This window comes from Flaviflexus ciconiae (genome assembly GCF_003971195.1).
Classification (GTDB): Bacteria; Actinomycetota; Actinomycetes; order Actinomycetales; family Actinomycetaceae; genus Flaviflexus; species Flaviflexus ciconiae.
The window spans coordinates 167,123-188,309 of sequence record NZ_CP034593.1; the positions used below are offsets into that span (position 1 = coordinate 167,123).

The window sequence follows — 21,187 nt, forward strand, 5'->3', positions numbered from 1 at the left end:
TGAAAAACCCATGTCAATGAAGACTGAAAGGCAATTCAATGGCTATTCTTGCACTCGATCAGGGAACCTCCGGCTCCAAGGCAATTGTCGTCGATGATGATGGCATTCACGCCATTGTCGAAAAGCCCGTTACCCTCAATCACATCTCGAACGACGGGGTTGAGCATGACCCGCACGAACTACTTGCCTCGATTGTGGATGCTGGGCGTGAAGCCATCGAGCAGGCCGGTAAACCAATTGACGGCGTGGCCCTGGCAAACGTCGGGGAAACTGTTCTTGCCTGGGATCCTGAGACCGGCGACCCGCTGACTCCCTGTGTCAATTGGATGGACAAGCGATCGAAGGACATTGTTGCCCGCCTCGAAAGCAAAGCTGATCGCATTCATGAACTAACCGCCCTTGTTCTCGACACCTATTTTGCAGCGCCTAAGCTTGCCTGGGTTCGCGAGAACCTCACGAAGGAAGGTGTGGTGACGATGTCGGATTCGTGGCTGGTATACCAGCTCACCGGCGAATTCGTTTCCGACACCTCAACTGCATCGCGCTCCCTCCTTCTCGATATTGACACGGTCGAATGGAACGATGAGCTCCTGGAGATCTTTGGGCTCCAGGACGAGAAAATGCCGCGTCTTGTGGCGTCCGACGAGATCGTCGGCACGACGACCCTCTTCGGTGGTGAGATCCCCGTTGGCGGTCTCATGGTTGACCAGCAGGCGGCTCTGCTTGCCGAGAGTTGCCTTGATCCCGGTGACTCGAAGTGCACCTACGGGTCCGGCGCCTTCCTGTTCGTTAACACTGGCCATGAAGCACATCGCTTCGAGTCGGGCCTGACAACCTCCGTGGCGTGGACGCTACGGGGCAAGACCTCCTACTGTGTTGACGGCCAGGTCTACACTGCCGCAACGGCGGTGCGGTGGATGAAAGACATGGGAATGATCTCCGGCGTCAAGGAGATCGATAAGGAAGTGGCGAAAGATTCAGGCGGGGTCCTGTGCGGCCCGTCCTTCGCCGGGCTGGCGGCTCCGTGGTGGCGTTCCGATGCTGGAGCTTTTCTCACCGGCATGAAGCTAGCCACCGGTAAGGCAGAGATCTCCCGCGCCATCCTCGAAGGGATCTCCGCCCAGGTTGCCGAGCTCGCTAGCCTAATCGCCGCCGGTGTCGACACGCCCCTGCAGAGACTCAAGGTCGATGGTGGGCTGACCAACTCGAAGGTCCTCATGCAGATCCAGTCGGATCTGCTTCAGGTCCCGATCGATACCTACCCGTCTGCCCACGCCACGGCCCTCGGTGCTGCCGCTGCCATGAGGCTGGCGCTGAACCCGGATATGTCGGTGGAGGAGGGGCCTTATTCGTGGGAGCCCGAAGCCACGTACGAGCCGAAGATGAGTGCTGACGATGCTGCGGCTTTCCGTAAGCGCTGGGTTGCCGCAGTTGAGGCGAACCTCGAATTCTAGTGTTGCCAGATCACGCTGAAAGGAACGGCTATGAACATGACACGACCGTACGATTTTGCGGTCATTGGAGCCGGCGTCATTGGCTCGGCGATAGCACGGCAGCTCGCGGGAACATCGAACACCGTTGTGCTTCTCGACGCTAGAGAAGACGTGTGTGAGGGGACATCCAAAGCAAATACGGCGATCCTCCACACCGGATTCGATGCCTCCCCGGGAACCCTGGAATCTCAGCTCGTACGCGAAGGCTATTTCCTCACTGAAGACTACTGCGAAAAGACCGGTATCGGACTGAAGAAGTCCGGTGCCGTGCTCGTGGCCTGGGACGAGGAGGAGCTTGCCGCACTACCGTCACTCCAAGAGAAGGCTGAGAAAAACGGTTACAACAAGACTGAGATTATTGATACTGACGGAGTTTATGAGCTCCTGCCGCACCTAGGCGACGGGGTGAAGGGTGGTCTCACGGTTCCCGATGAGTCAATTATTGATGCCTGGTCGCTACCTCTCGCTTTTGCAACCGATGCTGTGAATAGGGGAGCGACGCTCCTCCTCGAGCACGAAATCACGATGGTCACCGTTGGTGAGAACACGACAATCCTTGGAACAAACCGGGGTGATATCGAAGCGCGGTGGGTTATCAACGCCGCGGGTCTTGGCGGTGACCACCTTGATCGTAGGTTTGGCTACGACCGGATCCACGTCCATCCCCGTAAGGGAGAACTCTTCGTTTTCGACAAGCTTTCAGCAGAGCTGGTCGACAAGATTGTGCTCGCCGTCCCATCGTCAAAGGGCAAGGGCGTCCTCGTCAGTCCAACAGCGTTCGGTAACGTCATGCTCGGACCGACGGCAGACGATGGGGAGGATAGGACCGACACGTCCACGACCGAAGAAGGTTTTGATTTCCTCATCCAAAAGGGTTCCCACATCTTCCCGCAGCTCCTGGATGAAGAAGTAACCGCTTCCTACGCCGGCCTGCGAGCAGCCCACGACCTCTCCGACTACCTCATCGAGGTCGACGGGGATCAGCGGTACGCGATCGCGGGTGCGATCCGGTCGACCGGCCTGACGTCCGCTATGGCGGTGGCGCAGTACCTTATTGACCTACTGAAGGATGCAGGACTCACACTCGAGGAGCGCTCCAATCTTCCCGAGCCGCCGAAGATGGCTCCGCTTGGACAGCACCAGGTGCGGCCCTACGCGGATGCGGAACTGATTGACAAGGATCCCGCCTATGGCGAGATAGTCTGCTTCTGTGAACGAGTCACTCGCGGAGAGATCCGTGACGCCATGAACTCGGTCATCCCGCCGACAACGATTAACGGTTTGCGTCGCCGCACGCGGGCCATGAACGGCAGGTGCCAGGGCTTCTTCTGCGGCGCAGAGGTTGCGGCCCAGTTCGCCGCTGGAAAGAAGGGGAATTGACATGAAAACTCTTTCGCCCACTGTCCTCATCGTCGGTGCAGGCCCAGCAGGACTCACTGCTGCCGCTGAGCTTGGTAAGAGCCTCGGGGAGAGGTTCTTGTCGTCGACCGGGAGAAGGACGCTGGCGGCATCCCCCGCCACGCCGACCACCCGGGATACGGCATGAGGGACATGAAGAAGTTTGTCTCTGGACCCAAATACGCGCGCCTACTTGTCGAAAAAGCTGAGGCTGCCGGCGTCACGATCATGACCCAAACCCAGGTCACGGGGTACGCCGAAGACGGGGCGCTTGAGGCAACCAGTCCCGAAGGACGGCTCCTCATCAAACCCAAGGCCACAATCCTTGCAACGGGAGCACGTGAACGCCCCCGCATGGCACGCCGGATCCCCGGCGATCGACCCGGTGGTGTGCTGACCACCGGTCAACTCCAGAACATGGTCCACCTGCACGGCGAGAAGCTCAGCGGAAGAGCTGTCATCATCGGCGGTGAGCTCGTCTCCTGGTCGGCGGCGCTCACGCTTAAAGAAGCCGGCGCTCAGCCAGTTGCGCTCGTTACCGAGTACCCGAAGAGCGAGTCGTACCGGATCTTCCGGGGGCCCGGCTCGATCTTCTTCCGCTCCCGCGTCGTCACTCGCTCGAAAGTCGTTCGCGTGATCGGCAGAGGCAGAGTTTCCGCTATTGAAATCGAACATCTCGACACCGGCAGGAGAGCAACGCTCGACTGCGATTGGCTCGTGTTCACCGGTGACTGGGTGCCCGATCACGAGCTCGCCCGCATGGCACATCTCGACATGGATCCCGCAACGAAGTCCCCGAGAGTGGACTCGGGCCTGCGAACCTCCAAGGAGGGCGTGTTTGCCATCGGCAACATTCTGCACCCTGTTGAAACAGCAGATGTTGCCGCCCTCGACGGAAAGCACGTTGCTGCCCAGGTGCTCGATTACCTAGGAGGAGCATCCATTCCATCCGGAGGCATTGACCTCACTGCCGAGAAGCCACTGCGTTGGGTCAGCCCGAACGTTCTCCGTCCGGGCGATGTTGGCCCTGCCCGCGACCGCCTGCTGTTCTGGGTGGACGAATACGTTGCTCGCCCAACGATCGAGGCACGCCAGGGCGGCAAGCTTGTCGGATCAATGAAGACGGCCTGGCCAGCCGCCCCGGGACGCGTTTTCCGAGTACCGGCAAGCATCCTTGAGAAGGTCGACCGCGGCGGGGAGCCGGTAACAATCTCGATCGTATAAGGCCGGTCTGCCGTGACAGGTGGCGGCTGACTTTATGCCGGTACAGGTGAAGGCCGGGAGCGCGTCAGGCGTTCCCGGCCTTCGGCGGCTTGCTCGCGTTGCGGCCCTGCCGTGCTCGATTTGAACGGTGCGGTTGAGGCCGGATTAGGAAATTTGAGTGCCGGCTCGTCAGCGAAACGGTTGGTCTCTGGCTGATCCTTCCGGGGCGCGGATCAAGATGGTCTGAGAGATATTCACGGGTCACGATTCGGTTTCAGTTCGCAAATTGGTGGAAAGACCATCAAGGAACCACTAGGTTGGAGGAACCGAGTCAGACGTATTACGGAGAGCTAATATGATCGAAAACGGCAAACAGTACGAAAATTTGTCGAGCCCCCCCCAATTTTTTTGACGCTCTAATTGAGAGTGGCATAGGTGCCATGCCAGCCATAGTTGATGGATCGGTCAATGCCACGCAGGACCGCGAGTATGAGGGGAGGCAGTCATGACTTCCGTTGAAAAGCGAGCACCAGAAACCGGAGTGCCCGCCGTCCTACGTGGCGTCCTTGCTTTAACGATTGCCCTGCTTGGCATTATCGCTATTGGTTTCTTTGAGATCAGAGCTGATGCCGCGTCGCGCGGAGTGTCGGTCGACTGGTCGAACAACATTGAGAGCGCAGGCTCGTATTCGGCCTTCTGGTGGAATGCGGGGATTGTTGTTGTCGCGCTGATCGTTATTACGGTCGTATGGCCGTATGCTCGCACACTGCTGTCGATGGTGCCGCCACTGGTTGCCGGTCTTGTCTTTGGCGGTAGTGCGCTGTGGTGTCATCTCACGAAAGAGCCGGGCTACGTCTCGATCTTTGAAACTGGGCAGGCGTCAAGCGCGACCGGCCCCGTGCAGGCTGAGGCTGATGCGGCGCTCGGACAGTGGTTCCGCACGGGTGCACTAAGTGCCGTCACCCTGATCCTCGTCGCAGTGATGGTTCTTCTGATCAGCTACGCGCTCCTCCGCGCGAGGGACCGCGCAGTACACGCAGATTGACTGTGTGATTCAGGTGGATCACTTCCCGCCGTCATACGCTGAACCGCGATGACAACTGAAACCAAAGAAACTGCTCCCCGACAGTCGGAACTGAATGATCAGTCTAACCTGCGGGGAGCAGTCTTATGTGTGCGTGGCGACGTCCTATTCGAACGTCTTGGCGATCTGGGGGTTCTTGTCGATGTAGGCGTCGAGGACGTCCTTGGCGACGCCAACGGAATCGACGAGCGGGTGGGCTGCGAGTGCCCGCCATGCCAGCGTCTTGTCCCCTGAGATGGCCGCGTCGATAACGAGCTCTTCGCAGGCTTTGACGGAGGTGACGAGCCCGAGTTCGGGGCCGGAGAGAGGACCCTGGTTGATGGGCGTGATGCCGTTGGAGTCGACAACGCAGGGAACCTCGACAACGGCGTCGTCGCGGAGCTGGGGGATGATGAGGGAGTCGCCGTCGTTGTTGGCGACACCCAGGATCATTCGGGCCGGGGTTCCGGTGGCAAGTGCTGTCATAAGTTCAAGGGCCACGTGCTCGTAGCCGCCACCCATGTCTTCCTCGCGACGCGACTCCCCTTCATCCCGGGACTCCGCCATGTAGGTTGCTTCGCGCTCGTTGTGGGCCTGGGTCCAGAGGTCACCAGCGCGTGCCGGGTCTGCCTGTGCAGCATCGTAGAAGGATCCCTGCTGGGCCTGGAGGAACTCGCCGCGGGTTTGACCGGCGCTGATCTTCTCCACCGATTCGCGGTTGAAGTAGTAGTAGTACAGGTATTCGTTCGGGATCATCCCCAGGGCACGCACCCAGTCGAAACCAACGGTACGGGCCTCTTCGAGCCGGACCAACTGATTATCGTCCGCGAGGATCGAGGGAAGCACGTCATCGCCGCCGGCGTTGAGGGAACGGAGCCAGCCAAGGTGGTTGAGCCCAATGTAGTCGTAGGTAATGTCCTTCTCGTCAAAGCCCGCAATAAGGGAGGCGCGGCGGACAAGGCCGATCGGGGTGTCGCAGATCCCGGTCACGCGGGGATGAACCGTGCGCATGGCCTGGGTGATGATGCCGGCGGGGTTCGTGAAGTTAATGATCCAAGCATCCGGCGCATGCTGCTTGACGGTCTCCGCGAGGCGCATGGCCTCCGGGATGGTGCGGAACGCGTAGGCGTAGCCGCCTGCTCCAACTGTTTCCTGGCCGAGGATGCCGCGGGTGAGTGCCTCGCGTTCGTCGATGACGCGGCCGCAGGTGCCGCCGATTCGCATGGCGGAGAAAATAAAGTCGGCTCCCTTAACTGCGTCAACCATGTCGGTCGTGGTCGTCACCGTCGGGAGGTTCTTATAGCCGAGCTGGTTGACGACGTCTTTCATGACGGCCAGGCGGTCGTCTGCGACGTCGTAGAGGCATACCTCTGTCAGATTAAGGGGAAGGTTGGGGTTTGCCAGGACGGAAAGAATTTGGGGGACGCGGAAACCGCCGCCGCCGACGAGAAGTAGTTTCATGGATGTATCACCTGAGTGCCAGTGGACTTGATCGAATTGATGATTGGCCCGGTTGCGGTTGTAATAACCCCGTCGAAGTCCGTGACGGGGCAGATCTTGAGGATACCTGAGCCGGGAAACTTATCCGGGCTTGCCAGCAGATAGGCAGACGTTGAGTTCCTCAAAATGGATTTCTTGATCGGAACCTCGGTTCCCGTGGAATCGAGGACGGTAAGGTCCGGGCTTACGCCCGAGGTGCCGAGGAAAGCAATATCGGCGCGAAGCTGATCCATGGCCTGCTCTGTAAGAGATCCAACCATGGAGAGATAGGTATTGCGAACGACCCCGCCGAGCACAACCAGTTCGGTGTCGGGGGAGTTCCGCAGAATATCGATGACGGCAAGTGAGGCAGTGAGTACGGTGACCCGCCTGCCGTAGAGTGCCTCGGCTGCGGCGGCCGTGGTGGTGCCGATATCGATAAGGACAATGTCCCCATCGTTCACCAGTTCAGCGGCAGTCTGGCCGATGAGCTGCTTGTCATCGGCTGATTTCGGAGCTATTTGAGCAAACGTGCGTGCGTCAACATCAATTGTTCCACCTCGCACCCGCTGGAGCATCCCCTGAGCATCAAGCAAATTGAGGTCTCGGCGAATGGTCGACTTGGAGACCTGGTAGCGTTCGGACAGGGACACGACGTCGAGTCCCCCGGAATGGCGCACTTCTTCAAGAATGCGCTTCCTACGTTCGGCGGGGAGCATAGTATGAGCATAGTGAATGCTGACAGTGCGCACAAGCACGCACGATCGATCACTTGCATTCAGTAGTTCACACCTTTAGGCTTCCCTGTATGGGTTACGTCACGCGCCACGGCGGTCAGCCAACCGTCTATGTCGCAGGGTCTTTATTCCTCGATATCGTCATGGCTGGTCTTGGTCATGCTCCGCGCCCCGGTGAGGAGCAGTGGGTCGCCGGTAGCGGGATCATGCCGGGCGGTGTCGCCAACCAGGCGGTTGCGTGTGCAAGGCTTGGCCTTGATGCCTCCGTCATCACTTACGTCGGTCAAGACAGGGCCGGTTCGTGGGTGCGAGAAATGCTCGCCGATGAGCACGTGAACATGTCGTTCGCTGAGCACACTCCGACCCAGAACATCACTGTGTCGCTGGTGATGGAGGGGGACCGGGCTCTCACAACCCACGGTTCGGACGATGTTCCGCTCCCTCCCGAAGACCTCGATGCCCCGACGGTATTTATGGCGTCCTTGCCGTACCTGGCGCGGGCGAAAGACAGAATCGCTCAGTGGCGGGAGCAGGGCACCCTGGTCATTGCTGATACGGGCTGGGATGAGACAGGGGAGTGGCCGCGGGAGCATCTTGATGCGCTGTCGGTAGCCGACGTGTTTGTTCCCAACTGCTCGGAAGCCCAACACTACACCCGGACCCTCACGATTGAGGATGCTGCAGAGGCCCTTATCGAGTATGTTCCGTCAGTCGTTGTGACATGCGGTGGGGAAGGTGTCCACGTTATAAACCGCGAGGGCGATACGATTTATCGTGAGGTGTTTCCCGCAATCGAGGTCGAGGCCATCGACACAACCGGTGCGGGCGATGCGTTCAGTGCGGGATTCGCGACGGGCCTGTCGGCCGGGGCCAGCCTCGCCGACTGTGTTCATCTTGGGCAGTGCGCGGCCGCGTGGACAGTCTCGAAGATCGGAGGTTCCTGCGCTGCCCCGCACATGGATGATCTGATGGGCTGGTTAACAAAGGACAGCAAGCTTGAGGCGCTGGTGGGAGATTCCGTCCGCGCCGTAAGGACGAAAATAACTGGTGTTACGGCGCAATGATGCGCCCAACGGAAGGAAGAAAACCATGAGAACGAGTGCCAAGTTTGTTGGACTGGGAGCGGCAGCGCTCCTCGTCCTCACGGCATGTAACCCGTCGGCCGATGAGAGCGACGACGATGCTACGACCGACAACGGCGCAACGTCGGAGGTCACGACCGATATTTCTGATAAGCCGGAGCAAACGCTCCATGTCTGGGACCAGGAAGTCCGTGGCGGCCAGGATGAGCAGATGAGGCTCCTCAACGAGGCCTTCATGGAAAAGTACGACAACATTACGATTGAACGTAACTCGCAGTCCTTCGAGGACCTGCAAACCACGCTCCGTCTCGCCCTGTCCGGTGCGGACGCTCCGGATGTTGTCCAGGCCAACAACGCACGCTCGATGATGGGCCAGTTCGTTGCCTCGGACCAGATCGTCTGCCTTGACGACTACTCTGAGGCCTACGGCTGGGAGGATCGCTTCGGTGACATTCTCGCCTACTCGTCGTATTCCGATGATGCCGCGACCTTCGGTGAGGGCTGTGTCTACGGCCTGCCTCAGGTCGGTGAGACCGTCGGTATCTACTACTCCCAGTCGAAGCTCGATGAGCTCGGCCTGGAATACCCGGAGTCCTGGGAGGAACTCGAAGAGCAGCTACCTCAGATCGTTGAGGCCGGCGAGGTTCCCCTCGTCCTCGGCAACATCGACAAGTGGCCCGCTATCCACGTCTTCGGTGCCATCCAGGGCCAGTACGAAGATGCTGAGAACATCCGTACCCTCGGCTTCGGTAACCCCGGCGGCGAATGGGACACGGACGGCAACCGCGAGGCGGCTGCACAGATGCAGGACTGGGCCAACGAAGGTTACTTCAACTCCGGCGTCAACGGTGAAGACTACGACCAGGTCTGGCAGGACTTCGCCAACGGTGAGGGCGTCTACCTCATCGCGGGCTCCTGGCTGGCAGCTGACCTGAGCGTTGCCATGGGCGACGACGTTCGCTTCGCACTCCCGCCGAGTGAAGGCCCCACCACCACCGGTGGTACCGGCCTGCCCTTCGCGGTGACCTCCGCCGCTGAAGACAACGACGTGGCCGCTGCCTACATTGACTTCATCACCTCCGATGAGGCCATGCAGATCCTCGCCGAGACCGGCAACGTTCCCGTCCTCAACGCATCCCAGTTCACCGACAGCGCCGACCAGGTTGTCGCCGATGTCATGACCGCCTTCGACGAGCTCGTCTCCGACGGCAACATCGTTCCGTACCTCGACTGGGCTACGCCGACGATGGACCAGGTCATGGGCGATGCTCTTCAGAACCTCCTCGCGGGACGAAGCACCCCCGAAGAGTTCGTCACGACCATTGGTGACGCCTACAACGAGGCGCAGAACTAACAATGGTTGCAGCACCAGGGGTACCCGGCACCGTCACTCATGGCGGTGCCGGTCCCCGGCGCAAAGCCCGGTCGAAGAAGCGGACACGTACCGTCACCACGATCGCGCTGATGGCCCTCCCGGTCCTCGTCTACGGCACGTTCATCATCTACCCCGTTATCCGGGTTATTGGACTGTCGTTCTGGCACTGGGATGGGCTTGGGACAGCCGAATGGGCGGGCGTGGAGAACTACACCGCCATCTGGCAAGACGATCGCCTCCGCGACGCCTTCCTCCACGGCCTTGTCCTCATCTTCTTCTTCGCGATCTTGCCCATCATTATCGGGCTTCCTCTCGCATCGCTCCTTGTTCGGTCAAAGGTGCGAGGACTCGGGTTCTTCCGAACCGTCGTGTTCCTCCCGCAGGTCATCGCCATGGTTGTCCTCGCGGTCGCCTGGAGAGATATCTATGACAAGGACGGGCCGCTCAATACGGCCCTCGGATGGTTCGGGCTGGGGCTCGACGTGTCGTTCCTCGGAAGCTACACGTGGGCTCTCCCCGCGGTCGGTTTCATTGGTACATGGGTATCGACAGGACTCGTTACGGTTCTTCTCATGTCCGGTATGGCGCGAGTCTCCGAGTCCTACTACGAGGCGGCCACCCTCGACGGTGTTGGCGCGTTTGGCAAGTTCCGCTACATCACGCTACCTGCCGTGCGCGCAGAGATCCTCGTTTCCATCACGCTGACAACGATCAACGCCCTCAAGACCTTCGACCTTGTCTACATGACAACGTCCGGTGGTCCCGGCACGTCAACGACAGTGCCAGCCTACGAGGTGTACTACCAGGCGTTCCGGGTCGGCAGCGTCGGGACCGCATCCGCGCTCGCGGTTGTCCTTATGGTTATCATCTTCGCGATCAACATCGTGGTGAACGTTCTTGGTGAGAGGGAAGGGAAGTAATGTCTCGTAACGAGCGCCTTATCTCTCTCGTCATCCTGTGCCTGTTCGCTATTTCATCGCTGTACCCGATCATTTCGGTCTTCATCAGGTCACTTGATTCGACGGTTGCTACCGATCATTCGTGGGGCCACTTCGATAACTACGCGACCGCCTGGGACCAAGGAAACTTCTCCCACTATATGAAGAACTCGGTCATGATCGCGGTCTTCGTCGTCTTGACAGCGCTGATCCTGTCCGTCATGACCGGCTACGTCCTCGGTGTCGTCCGACCCAAGGGCGGGAACATCATCTTCTTCATCTTCCTCGCCGGAATGATGGTGCCCTCCGAAGCTCTCGTTATCCCGCTGTTCTTCGACCTGAATTCGCTCGGGTTAACGGACACAATCTGGGCTGTAGCCCTACCGCAGACAGCCCAATCCTTGGCCTTCGGAACGTTCTGGATGAGAGCGTACTTCCGCAACGTCAACCCTTCCGTTATCGACGCCGCCCGGATGGACGGCGCGAGCGAATGGCAGGTGCTGTGGAAGGTGCTGATCCCGATGGGTAGGCCCGCGATCATCACTCAGGTCATGATCACGTTCATGTGGACGTGGAACGACTTCCTTATCCCGCTCGTCATGTCGCCCAACGGTGACTTCCGAACGGCCCCGATGAGCCTCGCGTTCTTCTCCACAGCCCACACCTCGTCGGCTGTTCTCATGGCAGCGGCCGCAGTGCTCGTCGCCGCACCGATGATCATCCTCTACATTTTCCTGCAGAAGTACTTCATCGCAGGTATGACAGAGGGCGCGGTCAAGGAGTAGCCAGCCGGCCAACATGTTGGCGAAGTTTTGCGGGAGTGGGGAGATCCTTCACGCTCCCGCTCCACTTCCTCAAGCTTCCCGAAGCAGGCTGCGTCATCTGACATATAGTGACCGGTCTATGTCCTTCGCGGAATAGATGCTCACCGAATAGACCCACGAAGCACCACCGATTATGGAACAACATGATCGGTGGTGCTTCTTTATGCGCAAGATTGACACGCCAGCGCGGGAATATGTTCGAGATATTCCATATGTGCGCAGTTATACGTAGGGTGTGACATACACCGCTGAGTAGTGATAAGCCAAAAATTGATAAGCGGTGCCGGAGCTTCAAGGAGGAAGCATGAAACGGAGAATAGGACTGGCGCTCGTTGCGATCGCCGGCCTGATGGTCCCGACGCTCGCAGCAGCGGACGACGGGGCCACTGCCGAAGAAACGTTAGTGATCGAGGAGGGGTCGCGTTCAACGGACGTGTCGCCCGTCAAACTCGATGTGCTGGGAGTGTGGTCGCACCCGGATGACGATGCTGGCATTATCGCCCCCTGTGGAGTCTGGGGCGATCTGGAAGGCATCGATTGCGGCATTATGCTCACCACCCGCGGTGAGGGTGGCTCGAACTCGGTCGGCCCGGAGGCAGGACCCGATCTCGGCCTGCGCCGCGAGAACGAAGACCGTGCATCGCACGTGCGTGCTGGCACGGTTGATATGTACTACCTGGACAAGGTCGATTTCTACTACAACACCTCCGCTCCGCTCACCGAAGAGGCCTGGGGCGGCGAGGACGTTCTCCGCAGGGCAGTTCGCGTCATTCGCGAAACCCAGCCGGAGATCCTTGTAAGTTGGACCGGATCTGTCACGGCAGGTCACGGTAACCACCAGTACGCTGGCCGGCTCACCTACGACGCTGCCGCAGCAGCATCCGATCCGACGATGTTCCCGGAGCAGCTGAGCGGCCCCGACGCTGTTGATACCTGGCAGGTCAAGAAGGTTGTCCAGCAGACATGGGGAGGCGCCGCAGGTTCCGGTGTCGTAACGGATGCCCCGAACTGTATGGCAAACTTCGAACCCGACAATCCGAACGGCTACTCGAACTACGGAACCTGGACGGGTTACGAGTCCGAGTACGAATGGGTCGAAGGCAATACCGCCGGTGTTGAGCCCGGCACCAAGAAGACCTGGGCGCAGGTTGGTCGCGAAGACGGCCAGCTCCACGCGACCCAGGCCCGCACGATGGTCAAGGGCCTTGTGGACCCCAGCTGTGTGAACTACATGGTTGGTGAATCGTGGGTTCCGATCCCCGAGCTGGGAACGGACGCAGCGGGTGAGGATATTGCCGTGCACTACGGTAGCTCGGTCCAGCAGGAAGGCAGCCTTCCGCTGGGCACCATCTACTACCCGTCGGCACCCGACTACTTCGTTGCTCCCGGTGAGCCCACGACAGTCGAGCTGACCGTCGCCGCTGGCGATGTCGCAACCCCGGCAGGCACCGCATCCGCGGACGTGCCCGAGGGCTGGACCGTTGATTCTGACGCTCAGATTCCCGCGCTCAACCCCGGTGAGGAAACCACGGTTGAGTTCGAAGTAACTGCCGCTTCAGACGCCACCCCCGGCGCCGTGAAGATCCCGGTCCGTTTCGCGGCCGATGGTGTAACTGCCTACAACGAAACCCACGTCGAGGTCACCGCACCGATTGATGGCCGGTTTGCTCGCTGGGGCAACTTCCTTGAGTTCGAGGAGTGGGCTGACGATTCCGGCGTTCGCGTCGACGGTGATTCACCCGCGATCAACCAGATTGGTGCGGGCGAATCCGTCACGCTTGACGTTGACGTTGCCAACCGCACCTCGGACGATGCGACCGGAACCGTCGAATTCGACATCCCCGAAGGCTTCGTTGTCTCTGAGGACAGCGTTGACTTCTCGGTTGCTGCCGGTGAAACCATCGTTGTTTCGACAACGCTGACCAGCACGGATCCCGCCGATCAGGGCGGACGTATTGACGAACTGTCGATCACGACCACCTCGGGCACCTCCGTTGCGACGGAGTCCATGCAACTCTACGTTGTTCCGAGCGTCTCGATTCCGGAGCTTGAATCTGCACCGACCGTTGACGGAACCGGCGACGAGTACGATACGACCATCGACATCTCCCGCAGGTGGGAGGGTGGCGACTGCGAGTCCGACACCGACTGTGGTGCCGATTCGGTCACGAAGCTCGGCTGGCACGACGATGCCATCTACATGTGGATCGATGTCGTTGACGACACCGCATCCGCTGCTGCGACCCCGGACCGTTGCTTCGGTCACTGGCTCGTTGACTCCGTAGAGGTTCAGCTTGATCCCCTCGGTAACTCGGTTGACACCTCGTCGACCTTCAAGCTCGGCATCTTCCCGTTCACGGATGATCCTGACAACTTCGGTGGCAACGGTGTAGATGGTCCCTGCTGGACCAGGGATGCTGACAACCACCAGGGCTTCTCGTCCGGTCCGCTGGCGGAGACTATCGAAGGTGGCCTGAACGCCGAAGGTGTTGAGGTTGCAGTCAACGTGGAGCGTGACGGCAATTCCTACGTGGGTGGCCGCTACCAGATTGAGGTGAAAATCCCGTTCGATGCCCTCCCGGCAGCAACCGGACCGACCTCGGCCGCACCTACCGGCGATGCTTCGACGAACGACATTGATCCCACCTACATGGGCTTCAACGTTTCCCCGTACGACACGGACAACCAGGACTTCGTTGGCGACACCAGGCTTGCCTGGTCGCCCTTCGGGTCCCAGCAGTCCGAGCCCTACCGCTGGGGCCACGCCTACCTCGACGGCTACGAACCGCCCGCAGGCAGCACCGGCGAGGTCGATGATCCAATCATCCCGCAAACCGCACTGCAGAGTGCAGAGTCCCCGCAGTCCGTGTGGCAGTCCGCTACGACCGGCAACACCATGGCAGGTCTCCAGCCGAACTCCACCGTTGAGGCAACTCCTGCTCTCTCCGGTGACACCGTGAGCGTCGACGTCACGGGAGCAACCGACGGAACGCTCCGCGCATACGTGTGGCAGGGCGACCCGACCTACATCCCCGTATGGACGAGCTCCTGTGAGTACTCCGAATACGGAAACGACGCGTGCTCGCCCGAAGACGGCAAGGCACGCCCATGGGCTCCGGACATGAACGGACGCCTCCTCGCCGAGGCTGAGGCCGCCGCCTCGGCAGGCACGATTAGCCTTGACTTGGCCGATGTCACGGTTGACACCGAGCAGGAAGCGTACCTGCTCGTCTCCTACCAGGGAGCATCCGACGTTGAGGCATGGTCCTTCCCGATCTCCGCTGCAGATGTGGAAGAACCGCAGGCCCCCGAGGCCGGCAACCTCTTCTTCATTGCCAACAGCTGGGACACGAATATCGCCGATCAGGTCGTGGTCTTCGGTCGCGAAGGCGACGAGGTCCTCGTCGGTGACTGGGACGGCGACGGCGTTGACACCCTCGGTGTACGCCGAGGCAAGGAATTCTTCCTCGACAACGCCATCAAGTCGGGTAATGCCGATATCTCCTTCAAGTACGGTAAGGAAACCGATGAGGTCTTCGTTGGTGACTGGGACGGAGACGGAACGGACACCGTTGCGGTACGCCGCGGAGTGACCTTCTACGTCAACAACTCCTTCGAAGGTGGCAATGCCGATTCCACGTTCAAGTATGGACGTGACGGCGATGAAGCCTACGTGGGTGACTTCGACGGAGACGGCGAAGACACGTTCGTGGTGCGCCGCGGTGACGAATTCTTCGTCGCCAACGCCCTCGTTGGCGGCAACGCCGACATTTCCTTCCACTACGGCAAGGCAAGCGACGAGGTCTTCGTTGGTAACTTCGACGGAGAAGATGGCGACACGATCGCGCTCCGCCGAGGAACGATCTTCTACGTGAAGAACACCCTCGTTGGCGGAGTAGCAGATACAACCATCTCCTACGGTCGAGTTGACGATCGCGCCTACGTTGGTGACTTCGACGGCGACGGTATCGACACCCCGGTGGTGAACCGCTACGTCAACCCGTAGTGCCAACCGCTGACTCAATAGCAACAGGGAGGTGCTCCCCGGATCGAAAGGTCCGGGGAGCACCTCTTTTTGGAAGCGCCCGGAGATCGCGTGGCCAGAGCTTGACCTGGCTGACCTTGGGTAGGCTGAGGAACATTGCATTAACGGACCTGTACACCGAGCTCGGCTTGAAGAATGCGCCCGTGGCAATCCTGTCGGATAAGGATGGGACGATCGTCGACACGGAGCCCGGATGGCGCCCCGCTTCCATCAAAGTGGTCGAAGAAGCCGGCGGAGTCTGGCTACCGAATGAAGATCCGCAACGCATCCTCGGCGTCTCCTCCAAAGACCATGCGACGGCACTCGCGCAGGCAGTGACGCGCGGAACGGGGGAGAAGGCCGATCCCCAGATGCTGTTCGATTACGTTGGTAATGCTATTGAAGCCCGCATGCGTAAGGGCCTGGTTCTTATGCCTGGAGCCGGGGAGCTCCTGTCGGCTTTTGAAACCGCCGGGCTGCCCCAGGCCCTCGTGACAGCATCCCCCAAGAGTCTCGTTCAGGCACTTGTTGACGGGCTTGGGGACCATCCGCTCAGCACCTATGTTTCCGGAGATGATGAAATCCCGGGGCAGCCCGACCCTGCTCCCTACCTGCTCGGCGCGGAAAGGCTCGGAGTAGATATCAACGACTGTCCAGTCTTCGAGGACTCGGATACTGGGTTGGCCGCGGCACGTGCCGCAGGAGCCACGGTCCACTCGGTGACGGAAAGGCCCCTGGCGGAGCTACTCGTCCACCTGTCGGAGTAGCTCCGTGCGCCGGTGCCACCTTCCATCCCCGAGCGGGTGCCACAGCTGATTCATAGGCCGGAAGAAGCCCGGTAATCATCCGTTTACCAACCGTTTACTTAAGGCGGTTTTTCGTGACGCAAGGCTCGCATTTCGGTGCTTTCTTGCTTTCTTCACGGTTTGGTCGTGTGAGAGAATCGGAGCATGACCCATGCGATCAAGGCCGCTATCGGATACCTCTTCGGACTGCTTGTCACTTTCTTCGTCATCCTCGTCGGTGCCGAAGTGGTTCTTCACTTCTTCGCGAAGGAACCCAAGGTCACCATCTCCGTGTTCATTGCACTGGTCGGTACAGTGATCGTCGCGGGCGCTGCGTTCTATCGGAAGAAGACGAGCGTCTGATCACCTCATTCCTCTCAGTTGAGCAGCCACCTTGGTGGCTGCTTTTCTGTACTGTTCTATTTTTCCGTGCCGTTCTGTGCCTTTTCCGTGTCGTTCTGTGCGCCAAAACGAGTCGAATTTTCGTGGCGACGTGATTCCGCTGTCCACATTCACCTGTTCTTTGAATTTAGGCCTTCGTAGATTAATAACGAATAAACGCGTGGATAATGGTGGAAGCGTTTTATAGCAACGCAAGATTAAGATTGTGAACTTACCTTACTTTCCTAAAACGATGTTGCAACTCTTGGTATGGTGAAAGTGATTGCGGCGCTGATTCCTCAGCGCCGTCTTCCATGCCCTTCGCTGGCACTATGAAAGGGATTCGAGCCGACCTGCGCAAACATCTTCTGTCCCTGCTTCCTCGCCCTCAAGACTTCACCGTGATGAAGCATCACTGGAAGGGCGACATTCCTGCCGGAATCACAGTCGGCGTTGTTGCCCTCCCGCTGGCGCTCGCCTTCGGAGTGTCTTCCGGTGTTGGTGCTGCCGCAGGTCTAGTTACCGCTATCATCGCTGGCTTAGTTGCCACGATCTTTGGTGGTTCGAACCTTCAGGTCTCCGGGCCGACGGGCGCGATGGTGGTCATCATTGCTCCTCTCGTGGTCACCCACGGCGCGGCAGCGGTTCCACTCCTCTCGGTCCTCGCGGGAGTCATAGTAATCCTCGGGGGAGTGCTCGGTATGGGACGAGCAATCTCCTTGATCCCCTGGCCCGTAATCGAGGGCTTCACGCTCGGGATCGCCACGATCATTGCGCTACAGCAGGTCCCCAACGCCCTCGGCATTGAGGCGCCGGGTGGGGCCAATACGCTGCTGGCGACTGTTGAGGCGTTCAAGATCGCGTCGTGGCCGGAAGCTGCGGGGCCGGTTTTCATGACGGTTGCAACCGTGCTCGTCATCGCCCTTATTGCTAAGGTCTTGCCAAAATGGCCGGCGCAGCTCATTGCCGTTGCCGTTGCGACGATTGCGGTTTATGCGTTCTCGATCCACGTGCCCGTGATTGGGGCGCTACCCGAGGGTCTTCCAGCACCGACGATTCCGGAGGCCACTCCGGAGCTCATTGGGCAGCTCATGCCGGGGGCTATTGCGGTAGCAATCCTTGCCGGGATTGAATCCCTTCTGTCCGCTCGCGTTGCCGCCGGCATGGTGAAGGGCGAGACGTACCATCCGGACCGCGAACTCGTCGGCCAGGGGCTGGCCTCCGTAGCCTCGGGAATGTTTGGTGGCATGCCGGCCACGGGTGCCATGGCGCGCACCGCGGTCAACATTAAAGCGAGTGGCAGGACCAGGCTGTCGGTCATCATCCACGCCCTGTTCTTGCTCGCGGTTGTTTACCTTGCTTCCGGCCTGGTCTCCCAGATTCCGCTGGCGGCTCTCGCCGGGGTCCTGCTTGTTACCGCGTTCAACATGGTTTCCTTCGCGACAGCACGCGTTATCCTTGCGTCCACGAAGTCCGATGCTCTGGTCTTCTGCCTGACCGCGGTCACCACGGTTGTTCTGGACCTCATCTGGGCCATCGGTGTGGGCGTTGCCGTGACCGGCGTTCTCGTGCTGCGGCACTTCGCCAAGCAGTCCGGTGTCTACCGCGAAGATAATCCGGACAGGCACCGCCGGATTGCCATTCTTCGAATTGATGGCGCAATGTTTTTTGGCGTATCCGATCGGATCGAATCGGAGATCCCCACCCTCGACTCCGTTGATGTTGTTATCATCCGGCTGTCACGGGTGGGCGTCATGGATGCGACGGGAGCGAAGGCGCTGGCGGATATCGTGACGAAACTACGCGAAGCCGGCAACGTCGTCTACATCAAGGGGCTGGATCCGTCCCTGCTGGACCTTGCCAACGAGGTCGGCGTCATTGATGAACTTGGGGGACCGCACCACATGTTCAGCACCTTGGATGAGGCCCTCGAAAGGGCTCACACGATCGTCGCCATGAAGGACAGGCAACGCCAAACCGGCCACATCGTCTAAGAGACCCCGCACCAAGAGCTCAGCCCCAAGCGATCTGAGCGCTCGCTCCGAACCTGTGGTCATATGTCGCCACGAACCAACGGTAGGTATCTCGTCGCGAACCGGTGTAAAAGTAACGCCCGAGAATCTCGGGCGTTACGTTTTGGGGTGGGTGGCCTAGCGGTTACCCAGCTCTGCACTACCTTATTTATTTCTTGGGGCGATCATCATCGTCGAACTGATGCTCGCGGATAAGAGCGCCGGGTTCGAGTTCTGTTCCACCCGGCGCGGAAGCGGGGGAGGGAGACTCGACGCTGGTTCCCCGCTTCCGGGAAATCCAGCGCATGGAGTGGTAGATGCCGATCGCGGCAAAGGAGCCAAGGGCAATGCCCTCGAAAACCATGTCGCCCAGGTGCCAGGTGTAGTTGGCGATAGCAAGGACCATGGCAACGGCCGCGGTGTTGAGGTTGACAGGGTCGGAGAAGTCGACGCGGTTCTGCACCCAGATGCGAACGCCAAGCATTCCGATCATGCCGTAAAGGACGGTGGCTGCGCCGCCAAGAACACCGGGCGGAATGGTGGCGATGAGCTGGCCGAACTTGGGGAACATGGACAGTCCGAGCGCGCATAGCGCGGCAACCACGTAAGCCGCCGTTGAATACACGCGGGTTGCTGCCATGACGCCAATGTTCTCGGCATACGTTGTTGTTCCCGAACCGCCGCCGGAGCCGGCGATAGCGGTGGAGATACCGTCAGCAAACAGTGCCCGTCCCGTAATGTCATCGAGATCCTGGCCAGTCATGGCGGACACGGACTTCACGTGGCCAACATTCTCGGCAACAAGAACGAGAACGACAGGAATGAACAGCCCCATGAGGGAGATGTCGAAGGATGGAGCCCGGAACTCGGGAACACCCACCCAGTCGGCGGAGCTGATCGCGGTGAAGTCGACCTCGCCCTGAACGATCGCGGCAATGTAGCCGGCGACAACGCCCAGCAGGATTGACAGCCTGCCGATGATGCCCTTGAAGAATACGGTGATGAAGAGAATGGCGGTGATTGTGACAACCGCGGTCACCGGTGCCTGGGCCACGTTGTTCCACGCGGCAGGTGCCAGGTTGAAACCGATAAGGGCAACGATCGAGCCCGTGACAATTGGCGGCATGAGCTTGTCGATCCAGCGGGCTCCCGCAAAATGCACGATAACGCCGACAACGGCTAGAGATGCACCGGTTGCAACAACGCCACCCTGGGCGAGTGAAGCAAGCTCCTCATCGAGAGGAACACCGCCGTTCGCCACATATCCGGTGACTGCGCCAATCGGGGCAAGCAGGGCAAAAGAAGACCCCAGGTAGCTGGGAAGCCTGCCCGAGGTAATAAGAAGGAACAGAATCGTTCCAACACCCGTGAAGAACAGTGTCGTAGCGGGATCAAAGCCGGTCAGTAGCGGAACGAGGAACGTTGCCCCGAACATTGCAACGACGTGCTGGGCACCAATGCCAATGGTCTGAGGCCACGCCAGCCGTTCATTCGGTAGCACCACCTCTCCCGCTGCAATGGATTTGCCGTCTCCGTGGAGCTTCCAGTTGAACATTGCCATATGCGCCTCCTAAGCGTGATGCCACAGGTGATCTTAGGGCTTCTCGCCGCTTTCACGTCACCCCGTCCATGTGACATTCGTCAGAACCGACAAACCGTACACGGGCACTCGGGTGCTCCGGTGCCGGCATGCTTCGACGGAGTAGGAGGGAGCAATTCTGCATGTGCTCTAGCCAAGCAATACTGGATAGCGACACTATCGGATAGTGAAGATATCTGAACTAGCGCAACAGGCCCATGTGCCGGTATCCGCGGTGAAGTACTACCAACGGGAGGGCCTCCTCCCGCCCGCTGACAAAACCGCACCCAATCAAACCGATTACACAGAAACTCATGTCCGGCGAGTGCGTCTTGTTCGGGCACTTCTTGGGGTGGGTGGCCTCACGGTTGCCGCCGCAAAAGAAATCATAGCCGCACTCGACACCAGCCCAACCTTCGACGTGTTCGGGATCGCCCAGTATGCAATGGGAGTTCCCAAAGCCTCAGGGGATGAGCCAAGCGAAAAAGCGCGGCAACGAATCTTAGATCTTGCCAATAAACAGGGTTGGGACATATCCGAAGGCAACCCGGGGTGGGCGATGGCGGCGAGGGCCCTCGAAGGCATGTGGACCATCGGAGTCGAACTCGATGGTGACTACCTGTCCGCATATGCCTCTGCCGCAAGCACTGTTGCGGCCGCGGATCTCGGTGCGCTTGCGAAACTTTCTGACCCGGATAGGCAAATTGAAGTTATGGTCGTTGGCGGCGTGCTCGGGCACCCGCTATTGATTGGCCTGCGCCGCCTGGCGCAGGAAGATAGCGGCCGGAAACTGTTCCCCTGTTCCGAGTAAGAC

17 protein-coding genes are annotated in these 21,187 nt (G+C 59.7%); 14 read left to right on the top strand and 3 right to left on the bottom strand.

The window, feature by feature from the left end:
* Positions 1 to 38: 38 nt before the first annotated feature.
* From EJ997_RS00715 to EJ997_RS00730, 5 genes are all read left to right on the top strand, one after another.
* Positions 39 to 1,454, top strand: coding sequence for an FGGY family carbohydrate kinase (locus EJ997_RS00715; protein WP_126702872.1), 1,416 nt, complete (start codon positions 39 to 41; stop codon positions 1,452 to 1,454).
* Positions 1,455 to 1,484: 30 nt separating this feature from the next.
* Positions 1,485 to 2,873: an NAD(P)/FAD-dependent oxidoreductase gene (locus EJ997_RS00720; protein WP_206501729.1), complete on the top strand. Its 1,389-nt coding sequence runs from the start codon at positions 1,485 to 1,487 to the stop codon at positions 2,871 to 2,873.
* Position 2,874: 1 nt separating this feature from the next.
* The gene (locus EJ997_RS13045; protein ID WP_206501730.1) at positions 2,875 to 3,039 is read left to right on the top strand and encodes a hypothetical protein; all 165 of its coding nucleotides are present in this window, start codon (positions 2,875 to 2,877) and stop codon (positions 3,037 to 3,039) included.
* Between the two features lie 5 nt (positions 3,040 to 3,044).
* Positions 3,045 to 4,115, top strand: coding sequence for an NAD(P)/FAD-dependent oxidoreductase (locus EJ997_RS00725; protein WP_206501731.1), 1,071 nt, complete (start codon positions 3,045 to 3,047; stop codon positions 4,113 to 4,115).
* Between the two features lie 484 nt (positions 4,116 to 4,599).
* On the top strand, positions 4,600 to 5,139 hold the full coding sequence (locus EJ997_RS00730) for a hypothetical protein (protein WP_126702873.1): 540 nt from the start codon (positions 4,600 to 4,602) through the stop codon (positions 5,137 to 5,139).
* Between the two features lie 144 nt (positions 5,140 to 5,283).
* On the opposite strand, the gene EJ997_RS00735 is transcribed toward EJ997_RS00730, so the two are convergent.
* Both EJ997_RS00735 and EJ997_RS00740 read right to left on the bottom strand, forming a co-directional pair.
* The gene (locus EJ997_RS00735; RefSeq protein WP_126702874.1) at positions 5,284 to 6,618 is read right to left on the bottom strand and encodes a family 4 glycosyl hydrolase; all 1,335 of its coding nucleotides are present in this window, start codon (positions 6,616 to 6,618) and stop codon (positions 5,284 to 5,286) included.
* Positions 6,615 to 7,355: a DeoR/GlpR family DNA-binding transcription regulator gene (locus EJ997_RS00740; RefSeq protein WP_126702875.1), complete on the bottom strand. Its 741-nt coding sequence runs from the start codon at positions 7,353 to 7,355 to the stop codon at positions 6,615 to 6,617. The genes EJ997_RS00735 and EJ997_RS00740 overlap by 4 nt, the downstream gene beginning before the upstream one ends.
* An 89-nt stretch (positions 7,356 to 7,444) precedes the next feature.
* Between EJ997_RS00740 and EJ997_RS00745 the strand changes: the two genes are divergently transcribed.
* From EJ997_RS00745 to EJ997_RS00780, 8 genes are all read left to right on the top strand, one after another.
* On the top strand, positions 7,445 to 8,437 hold the full coding sequence (locus EJ997_RS00745; RefSeq protein ID WP_126702876.1) for a carbohydrate kinase family protein: 993 nt from the start codon (positions 7,445 to 7,447) through the stop codon (positions 8,435 to 8,437).
* 25 nt (positions 8,438 to 8,462) lie between these two features.
* On the top strand, positions 8,463 to 9,809 hold the full coding sequence (locus EJ997_RS00750) for an ABC transporter substrate-binding protein (protein WP_126702877.1): 1,347 nt from the start codon (positions 8,463 to 8,465) through the stop codon (positions 9,807 to 9,809).
* A gap of 2 nt (positions 9,810 to 9,811) precedes the next feature.
* Complete coding sequence (locus EJ997_RS00755) at positions 9,812 to 10,750, top strand: carbohydrate ABC transporter permease (protein WP_126702878.1); 939 nt, start codon at positions 9,812 to 9,814, stop codon at positions 10,748 to 10,750.
* Positions 10,750 to 11,553 carry a carbohydrate ABC transporter permease gene (locus EJ997_RS00760; protein WP_126702879.1) on the top strand — a complete coding sequence of 268 codons (804 nt, stop codon included), beginning with the start codon at positions 10,750 to 10,752 and terminating at the stop codon, positions 11,551 to 11,553. The genes EJ997_RS00755 and EJ997_RS00760 overlap by 1 nt, the downstream gene beginning before the upstream one ends.
* A gap of 343 nt (positions 11,554 to 11,896) precedes the next feature.
* Positions 11,897 to 15,598 carry a sugar-binding protein gene (locus EJ997_RS00765; RefSeq protein WP_126702880.1) on the top strand — a complete coding sequence of 1,234 codons (3,702 nt, stop codon included), beginning with the start codon at positions 11,897 to 11,899 and terminating at the stop codon, positions 15,596 to 15,598.
* 182 nt (positions 15,599 to 15,780) lie between these two features.
* Positions 15,781 to 16,383 (top strand): HAD family hydrolase, encoded by a 603-nt coding sequence (locus EJ997_RS00770; protein ID WP_164719665.1) that lies wholly within the window; start codon positions 15,781 to 15,783, stop codon positions 16,381 to 16,383.
* Between the two features lie 183 nt (positions 16,384 to 16,566).
* Complete coding sequence (locus tag EJ997_RS00775) at positions 16,567 to 16,764, top strand: hypothetical protein (protein ID WP_126702882.1); 198 nt, start codon at positions 16,567 to 16,569, stop codon at positions 16,762 to 16,764.
* 350 nt (positions 16,765 to 17,114) lie between these two features.
* Positions 17,115 to 18,776 carry a SulP family inorganic anion transporter gene (locus EJ997_RS00780; RefSeq protein WP_206501733.1) on the top strand — a complete coding sequence of 554 codons (1,662 nt, stop codon included), beginning with the start codon at positions 17,115 to 17,117 and terminating at the stop codon, positions 18,774 to 18,776.
* A 187-nt stretch (positions 18,777 to 18,963) separates the two neighbouring features.
* On the opposite strand, the gene EJ997_RS00785 is transcribed toward EJ997_RS00780, so the two are convergent.
* Positions 18,964 to 20,355, bottom strand: coding sequence for a uracil-xanthine permease family protein (locus EJ997_RS00785; protein ID WP_126702883.1), 1,392 nt, complete (start codon positions 20,353 to 20,355; stop codon positions 18,964 to 18,966).
* A gap of 205 nt (positions 20,356 to 20,560) precedes the next feature.
* Here EJ997_RS00785 and EJ997_RS00790 point away from each other — a divergent pair, with 205 nt between their 5' ends.
* Entirely contained in the window at positions 20,561 to 21,184 is a 624-nt protein-coding gene (locus EJ997_RS00790; protein ID WP_126702884.1) for a MerR family transcriptional regulator, read from the top strand.
* The last annotated feature ends 3 nt before the right edge of the window (positions 21,185 to 21,187 follow it).